Source organism: Selenomonas sp. oral taxon 126 (assembly GCF_001683335.1).
Taxonomy (GTDB): Bacteria; Bacillota; Negativicutes; order Selenomonadales; family Selenomonadaceae; genus Centipeda.
Map to the genome: position 1 here is coordinate 516,704 of NZ_CP016201.1, position 8,307 is coordinate 525,010.

Genomic DNA, 8,307 nt, shown 5'->3' on the forward strand with positions numbered 1-8,307 from the left:
GACATTTCCTCCCTATATATTGTCTGCTTCCCCAATCACTTTTTCGTATCGAAGAAGATCGTTTTCACGGCTTTCTCGATACTGTAACGACGTAAATGCTCTCTGAGAAGCGACGTTCTCCTCTTTGACGTAACCAACGAGTGTCAGATGCACGCTTTGCTCTCTCAACTTGTCTTCTGTCATCTGCAATATCATACGCCCATACCCACGCGCACGACGAGCTGCATCTATGCTGTAGCTGATCAGAGCCATATCATTTTCAACACTCAGACGAATTTGACCAACCGGCACAAGATCTGCCATCAAAATAAAAAAATATTGTGCCTTTGTTGTTCCGAGCACATTCTCCAACCATCGGACATGATCCTCGTAGATGAGTTCCTCGCTATGAAGTGAGTTTGCACGCGTCGCCTTCTCATTGCGCCACTGAAAGAGCAGCCTTGCATCAGACAGTTCAACAGGGCGCAGGTATAGCCGTCCTTCATCGCTCATCATCATTCACATCCAATCTGCAGCTTCGCTGCATCTCCAGAAGAGTTTGCGGCATGATACACTTCTGCACAGCCGCCGCAATATCCCCCACTGTTACCTCATCCCATCTGCCAAGATAGCGGATATAGTCCGCCTCGGCGCAGTCCTCGCAGATCTGAATCTGGTTTTCGGCAACAGCAGTCACGATAGCAGGAAGTCCCAGAAAACAGCGTTCCCATGTGGTTGTACCGCCTGCGCCGAGACAAAGATCAGCATGTGCCATTAGTTCTGCCATATTGGAAACTTGACAGTGATAGTGAAGGAAGTCGTGCGCGGCGCAAAGCTCCTCGATATATGCGCGGTGCGAATTGCTCCCGCCAACGACGACATCCACGGCAACGGAGGGAAGTTGAAGCTGCACGAGCGCACGGATTGCCTTTTCGGTCTCCCGCGTCGTGTCACTGCCGCCATAGAATACAAGAATACGGCGCAGGACACCATCCCGCACGCCAATCTTTTCCCGCGCTTCATAAAACTCCTCGCGCAAAAGGGCATGGGAGGGTCCAAGCAATAGCTTACAGGCAGGAGGTACAAGTCCGTCATACCGATGCCGCATCTCCCGATAGTAGTTCTGATCGAGGAGCACATCACAGTCATGCGGGCGGTTTGCGAGATCGTCAATGACGAAGATCTCACGCACAAGGGGGCGCAGTCTTTGCTCCCACACCGCATCCAGAGCATAGCTGTCCACAACGAGACAGTTGACAGGCTGCATGCGCGATAGAATCTCCCCGGTCTCCTCCGCATCCACCACCTGCGGCACCGTCAGCCATGCCACATAGCCTGTGAGCGCAGGATGATCTGTATGGCGCGGAAGGATGTGCAAGGAAAAGCCCTGCTCTCGCACCAGATGATTCAGATTGCCGGAGAGCTCGCGGCAAATGAAATGAACCACCGCGCCATCCTTTCGTAGCCGCTCCGCCAGCGTCAGGCAGCGCATCAGATGACCGCTTCCGATCTGCTCGGATGAGTCCACGCGGATTGCAACAACAGAGTTCATGACATCCATCCGATCTGTTCCAACACGGAGCATCACCCCAGAACGATCTTGAGCGGCTCGCCCTCCATATAGGTTTCGGGATGCCCACTCTTCAGCGCTTCGCGATAGACCTTCATCGCATCCTCGAATACGTTGAGCGTGAAGTCGAGATCCTCCTGCGTATGCGTATAGCACGGGAAGATGTGCCAGCCGAGGAGAACGCCGCGCTTGACGCTTTCCTGCATGAAGATGGAGTTGTAGAGCCAGTCTTTCTTGCCCTCATAATCCGTGTATTCGAGGTTCAGACGGCAGGGGTAGCCGCTGAGATCAATCGGCACGTCAATGTCCCTCGCGAGACGGCGGAAATTATCCTGAAGATATCTGCCCTTCTCCCAGATGGCCTTCGTAACCTCACCGGATTCGAGTTCCTTCATCACGGCAATACCGGCGGCAAGAGACAGGCAGTCACCGCCGAAGGTAGTGGAGATAAAGATCTTCTTATCCACTTCCTCCATGATGTCCTTGCGTCCCGCGACAACGGAGAGCGGCATCCCGTTCGCTGCCGCCTTGCCGAACGTCGAGAGATCGGGCGTCACGCCGAAATACGCCTGCGCGCCGCCGATCGAGAAGCGGAAGCCGTTGACAACCTCATCGAAAATCAGCAGCGCCCCATTCCGATGGCAGAGTTCCTTCAGCTGCGCAAGAAAGCCTTCTTTGGGCGGCTCGACCTCAACCGCCTCGGTAATGACAGCGGCGATTTCCCCTGGATAGGTTTCAAAATACTCTTCGACCTTCGCCAGATCGTTGTAGTCGAATTTATGGACGAACTGACGCACTTCGGGAAGGATGCCTCCCTGACGGACGTTCTCTGCCGCCGTCGTCCATTCATGCCAGCCGTGATACTCTCCGCGTACGATGTGCTTGCGCCCCGTATAGCAGCGTGCAATGCGGACAGCCGCCTCCGTCGCCGAGGACCCTGTCTTGAGAAAGCGCACCTTGCCTGCGCTCGGGATATGTTTTACACACAGCTCAGCATACTCCACTTCCTCGGGTGCAACGAGGGAGTAGCCCATGCCGCGCCGCAGCTGTGCCATGACTGCATCATCCACCGCCTTGTACTGGTAGCCGAGCAGGATGGGGCCGAGCCCCATATCATAGTCAATGTATTCGTTGCCGTCCGGATCCCAGACATGCCCATCCTTGCCGTGGTCGATATAGATGGGAGACACGCCCTTGATGTGTGTCTCCGGTCCTTTGCTGTAAAGCTGGCAGCCCGAGAGAATGGTATCCTGTGCCCTCTGCCACAGTTCATCTGACTTCTTCAGACTTCTTTGATTGATTTTCATATAGATGCGCCTCCCGTATTTATCCTGCTTACTTCGTGTCCTCTGCCAGAGATTTCAGCAGCCCCTCATTTCGAACAACCCCTTGATTGAGCGCCCGAAGATCGGGCTGTTCTTTCAATAGGGAAAGAATATCCTGCATGGAAAAATCGTTGTTATTCGCATAGAGTTTTTCGTAGACCGCTTCCACAAAAGCAAAGTCACACGGCTCATCCACCGTCCAACGCAAATCGCGATAATCCTCTGCACAGTCTACGTCACCAATGCGGAACCGCTCCGGATGATTCCGAAAATAGAGCGTGACATGCTCCCGCTCAGAGGTCAGCCGTGCCTCCCGATGTGCCTGTTCCAGAGCATCGAACGTCATGATCTCGGTGTCAAGTCCGTCAGGAAATCGCTCTGTTGTATGCGTATAGTCATTCTGCTCAGTGAGGTGACGCGCAATCACATCATCACTCACACGCCAGTCAATGAGCGGACAGTCCCCCGTCACGCGAACGATATGTTCTGCGCCATATTCTTTCGCACAGGCATAGTAACGATCCAAAACATCATCAAGACTGCCGCGATAGATGTTTACGCCCGTCTCTTCTGCAAGAGCACAGAGCGGATCATCACTTACATCTGTGCTCGTCGCGAGAACAATCCGGTCAATGTATCGACTGTGCGTCAGACGTTCCATCTCCCGCAGCACCATCGCTCGCCCAAGCAATGGCTTCAACACCTTGTTCGGCAAACGATGCGAGGAGCACCGCGCCTGTAAAATGGCTAACACCAAGATATATCAGTCCTTTTCCATAGGAACATCAGCCATAAATAGATACACATTCATAATAAAAATCAGAGACTAACCTTCCACCGTTGCGGCTCGAGTATATTCACATCTATATCACGAAACGCACCATACAGTTTTTGATAGGTTGCTGAAAATGCGCGGCATCTGGATACCAACGATGTGTTCTCCCTCAACTGCGCACTCGTATCCACACCGAATACGACGTAGGAAATCCCCGCATGACAGAGGGCGTAGAGCATCGCCGCCTCACGCGGGAGGAATCCGTCCTCTGCCGCCATGGATTGAAAGCGCTCCACATAGACACCGCTTCCCGCAACCTTTGTCTCTGCATCCGCAGGAGACATAAGCAGAAGCCCCTGCAAAAACGCACTCCGCGCGAATACTTCTTTCTGATTTTCCTTGGCATACTCGAAAAAACCACAGTCGTCAAGCCGCTGATCAAGCACGTTATACGGCACCTGTATGACATCAATGCGAGAATCCTCTGCTGCACACATGGCATCCTCGGGGCTGTAGATGCTCACACCGATCTTATCCGTCCATCCGTGCGACTTTGCCTCCTCCATCGCATCCATCACAGAGGCATCATCCAGATCCTCTGTGCGATGCAGCATGTAGCAGTAAAGCCTAGACACGGAAAGACGTGTCAGGGAGCGTTGGATTTCTTGCTGCACATCGCGCCGCTCACCTTCCACTGCAGGGTGCAACTTGGAGATGATCTGCCCGCTGCGTGCCGCCAAACCATAGCGGCCGAGCAGTTCCTCCGACGTTCCGTATGCGCTTGCGGTATCAAACATATAAATACCGGCATCAATCGCGGCATCCAGTACACCAAAGACCTCTTCCTCGGTTGGCTGACGCCCCAAGGTGTTGTGAATGCCATAGTGCATACCAAATTGTACCGTTCCCAGACAAAGTTGCGCCATATGCCCTCCCGTTTCCGACGCTGCCAGCTCCGATCAGCTCCGGTATATTCAGCCGCCGATCAGCACCTCACGCAGCGCTCGTGCGACCATCTCCTGTTCCGCATCCGTCATACATGGATAGAGCGGCAACGTCAGCGCCTCATGGTAGTACGCCATCGCAGCCGGACAATCCTCTGCGTGAAAGCCGAGCGCCTCATAATAGGGCTGCGTATGCACAGGGATATAATGCAGATTCAGCGCAATGCCGCGTGCGCGCATTTCCGTAAAGATTTGCTGCTTCGTCTTGTGTACGCGGTCAAAGTCAATGCGCACGATATACAGATGCCACGACGGCTGCGCCCCATCCAAAACAAACGGCGTTTTAAGAGGAAGATCCTGCAGTAGTTCGTCGTAACGCGCCGCAAGGAATCGTCTGCGCGCAACGAATTCATCGAGACGATCCATCTGGCTCGCGCCCAGCGCCGCCTGAATGTCCGTCATGCGATAGTTGAAGCCGAGTGCGACCTGCTGATAGTACCAGTCCCCATCGCTTTCCTTGGTCATGTGCTTCGGATCACGCGTAATGCCGTGACTGCGATAGAGACAAAGCTGCTCGTAGAGAGCGGCATCATTCGTCAGAACCATACCGCCCTCGCCCGTCGTGATGATCTTGACCGGATGAAAGCTCAGCACCGCCATATCCGAATAGGCGCAGCTTCCCACCTTGGTATCGGCATAGTCCGCACCGACACAGTGCGAAGCATCCTCAAGCAGTGTAAACCCGTACTCCTCTGACAGTTTCTTGATGGCACGCATATCGCAGGACTGCCCCGCCATATGCACGGGAACGACAATCTTAGGCAGTCTGCCCAGCCGCTTCGCCTCCTGCAGCTTCTGCTCCAGTGCAGAGGCGCTCATGTTGTAGGTATTTTCATCAATATCGACGAAGTCCACATCCGCACCGCAGTAGCGTGCACAGTTCGCCGAGGCGACAAAGGTAATCGGACTCGTCCAGAGGAGGTCGCCTTTCCCAAGACCTGCCGCAAGGCAGGCGATATGAAGCGCAGAGGTTGCGTTACAGACAGCCACTGCATATTTTACACCGCAGTATGTCGCGACGCGCTGCTCAAAGCGCTCGATCGCAGGTCCCTGCGTTAGAAAGTCCGAACGAAGCACTGCTTCAACAGCCTGTATATCCGCCTCGTTGATATCCTGTCTTCCGTAGTAAATCATGGGTTCATCTCCCGTAGCTCTTCTACCGTCAAGAAATGTGGATTGTTTCCGGAGTTGTAGTCAAATCCATCCGGCACAAGTGCGCCAGTTTCCCCGATCGCATTGTGTGTGTAGTCCACGGTCTGCTCCTGCGTGGAGGGCATGATCACAAAGTGGTCCGCAAACTCCAACGTCTCATAGTAGAGATCCGAAGGGCACATCACCTCATGCAGCTTCTCCCCGGGGCGGATGCCGATGACCTTGACCGGCAGCCCCGGCGCAATCGCCTGCGCAAGATCGGTAATCCGCATCGACGGTATCTTCGGAATGAAGATCTCACCGCCCTTCATGCGTTCAAAGCTCTTGAGCACAAACGCAATGCCGTCCTCCAACCGAAGCCAGAAGCGCGTCATGCGCGGATCGGTCACGGGAAGCTCCTGTGCCCCCTCCGCTACGAGCCGTTTGAAAAACGGCACCACAGAGCCGCGGCTTCCGACCACATTGCCGTAACGTACGACGGCGAACCGTGTCGCCTTTGCACCGACAAAGTTGTTTGCTGCGGTAAAGAGTTTATCTGAGCAGAGCTTTGTCGCACCATAGAGGTTGATCGGATTCGCCGCCTTGTCCGTGGAGAGTGCAATGACCTTTTTGACGCCTGCATGAAGCGCCGCGTCAATGACATTCTGCGCACCGTTCACATTCGTCTTGATGCACTCCATCGGGTTGTACTCTGCCGCCGGCACCTGCTTGAGCGCCGCTGCATGGACAACGTAGTCCACCCCCTCCATCGCATACTTCAAGCGCTCTCCATCCCGTACATCACCGATGAAGTAACGCATACAACTGTCGTTATACGTCTGCTGCATCTCAAACTGCTTGAGTTCATCGCGTGAGTATACAATGACTTTGTTGGGCCGATACTGCTCAAGCAGAATCTTGATGAACATCTTGCCAAATGATCCTGTCCCACCTGTGACAAGGATATTTTTATTGTTGAACATATTCTACTTCCTTTCTCTTCCCGCTGCATGGGGCTGATGTTCCTCCATATAGGGAATAATGAAGCGGAAAAACTTCTCCAGCTTTTCATCATTCTTCTTGGCGTCAAACGCCGGCATAGCCTCCTGAACCGCTGGTGAGTAAACGGCGTCTACCGTCTTTTCCAAATAGCAATGCAGAGCTTGCTCCAAGGCATCATGATCGATCACATATGATGTGATGTCCTCCAAGCGCAGCCCCTCATGATACTGGAATACACCGGGAAACGTCTCGTACCATATGCGCCCAAAGATCAGGGCATTCTTTCCTCCGCTGATTGCCTCCCACCCGGCCGTCCCCGTAATGGTCGCCACAAATTTGGCACGTTCCATAAGGGCATAGGTATCGATGGAGCGATCCACATACTTGACGTTCGGAATGAGCTTCAGACGCTTGAAGAAGTAATCCAGCCGCATGCGTTTCGTCTGCTTTGGATTTTCCTTAACGTAGATCATCCAATCCGGCGGCAGCATTGCGCGCAGTTTCTCAATGGCGAGCAGCTGGTCGCAATATATGCCGCCTAATACATCCGTTGTCATTTCAGGCTGAAGATGAAGCGGAAAATATACATAATCGCAATTAAAATCAACATCTTTATCAGCACAATTCATTGCATTTGCCTGATACTTTTTCTTTTCGTCATAGTTCATAGCACACGTCGCAACTTTTTTCAGAAGAAACTCTTGAATGCTGCCGTATTTTTGAAGAGTACTTTTAAAAATGTCCTTTTTACGTTTTATGAATGCCCTTGGCGACGCTAATTTTCTTAAGCGATACTGCAGTGTCTTTCTTTGCTTGGGTGCATGTTTCCCTTTCATATAGTACAGGTCTTTTTTATAGTCCTGCCGAATCTCGCTCTCCTCAGGATGCGGTGTGCGAAACATCGGAACATCCGCGAAGCGCCCATAATCCTCTATCGAAAAACAGTATGCAAAGGTTCCGAAGGGACCGGACGGCACTAACATCAAAGTAGGTATTCCCATGGCTTGTGCCATAGGATACAGAATGCTCCGCCCCCCCTCATGCGGTATATCGGCAAAAATGACCGCATCAATTTGATTTCGTGCAAGCATTGTATAATAATATCTCACCCAAATCTGTATGATATTCATAAACTCATAGACAGGAAGGCGATCATAAAAAAACTGACGGGCGAAATTCTGTAAGATGACAGGGAAATAGTGTCGTATTTTCTCATCCAGCCAAGTCGGCGGGAAATCTAAATCACCCTGACAGAAATTCAGTTCAAGTTTATCCTCGATGATTTCGACGCCCTCTCTCTCCAGAAAGAACGGCGTCTTGCTTTCACTCTCACCAACAATCCACTTTTTTACACAAAATACACCCTCATCATGGAGACGTGCAATCAAAGGAGCCGCAATCGGTTGATCCAACCCCCAAATCAATGTGTTTAACATCCTGTTTCCCCCTTGTCATGCTCATATGCAGCCCTAACATGGCTTCCGTTTTTCACGGATGTGCCCCATCCAATTTGACGAACAA

Annotated in this window: 8 protein-coding genes; all 8 read right to left on the reverse strand. The window is 52.5% G+C overall.

Annotated elements, in window-relative coordinates:
* Window positions 1–12: 12 nt before the first annotated feature.
* A complete protein-coding gene (locus tag AXF19_RS02130; protein ID WP_066844427.1) occupies window positions 13–498 on the reverse strand; it encodes a GNAT family N-acetyltransferase in 486 nt (161 codons plus the stop codon).
* Window positions 482–1,564: a UDP-2,4-diacetamido-2,4,6-trideoxy-beta-L-altropyranose hydrolase gene (gene pseG, locus AXF19_RS02135; protein ID WP_237141659.1), complete on the reverse strand. Its 1,083-nt coding sequence runs from the start codon at window positions 1,562–1,564 to the stop codon at window positions 482–484. The genes AXF19_RS02130 and pseG overlap by 17 nt, the downstream gene beginning before the upstream one ends.
* On the reverse strand, window positions 1,564–2,856 hold the full coding sequence (locus AXF19_RS02140) for an aminotransferase class III-fold pyridoxal phosphate-dependent enzyme (protein ID WP_066844430.1): 1,293 nt from the start codon (window positions 2,854–2,856) through the stop codon (window positions 1,564–1,566). The genes pseG and AXF19_RS02140 overlap by 1 nt, the downstream gene beginning before the upstream one ends.
* 28 nt (window positions 2,857–2,884) lie before the next feature.
* Window positions 2,885–3,577 carry a glycosyltransferase family protein gene (locus AXF19_RS02145; RefSeq protein WP_237141726.1) on the reverse strand — a complete coding sequence of 231 codons (693 nt, stop codon included), beginning with the start codon at window positions 3,575–3,577 and terminating at the stop codon, window positions 2,885–2,887.
* 116 nt (window positions 3,578–3,693) lie between these two features.
* Window positions 3,694–4,575, reverse strand: a complete 882-nt coding sequence (locus AXF19_RS02150) for an aldo/keto reductase (protein ID WP_066844437.1) — start codon at window positions 4,573–4,575, stop codon at window positions 3,694–3,696.
* A 48-nt stretch (window positions 4,576–4,623) separates the two neighbouring features.
* Window positions 4,624–5,787 (reverse strand): UDP-4-amino-4,6-dideoxy-N-acetyl-beta-L-altrosamine transaminase, encoded by a 1,164-nt coding sequence (gene pseC, locus AXF19_RS02155; protein ID WP_066844440.1) that lies wholly within the window; start codon window positions 5,785–5,787, stop codon window positions 4,624–4,626.
* On the reverse strand, window positions 5,784–6,767 hold the full coding sequence (gene pseB, locus AXF19_RS02160) for a UDP-N-acetylglucosamine 4,6-dehydratase (inverting) (protein WP_066844443.1): 984 nt from the start codon (window positions 6,765–6,767) through the stop codon (window positions 5,784–5,786). The genes pseC and pseB overlap by 4 nt, the downstream gene beginning before the upstream one ends.
* Before the next feature lie 3 nt (window positions 6,768–6,770).
* Complete coding sequence (locus AXF19_RS02165) at window positions 6,771–8,222, reverse strand: capsular polysaccharide export protein, LipB/KpsS family (protein WP_066844446.1); 1,452 nt, start codon at window positions 8,220–8,222, stop codon at window positions 6,771–6,773.
* Window positions 8,223–8,307: the final 85 nt, after the last annotated feature.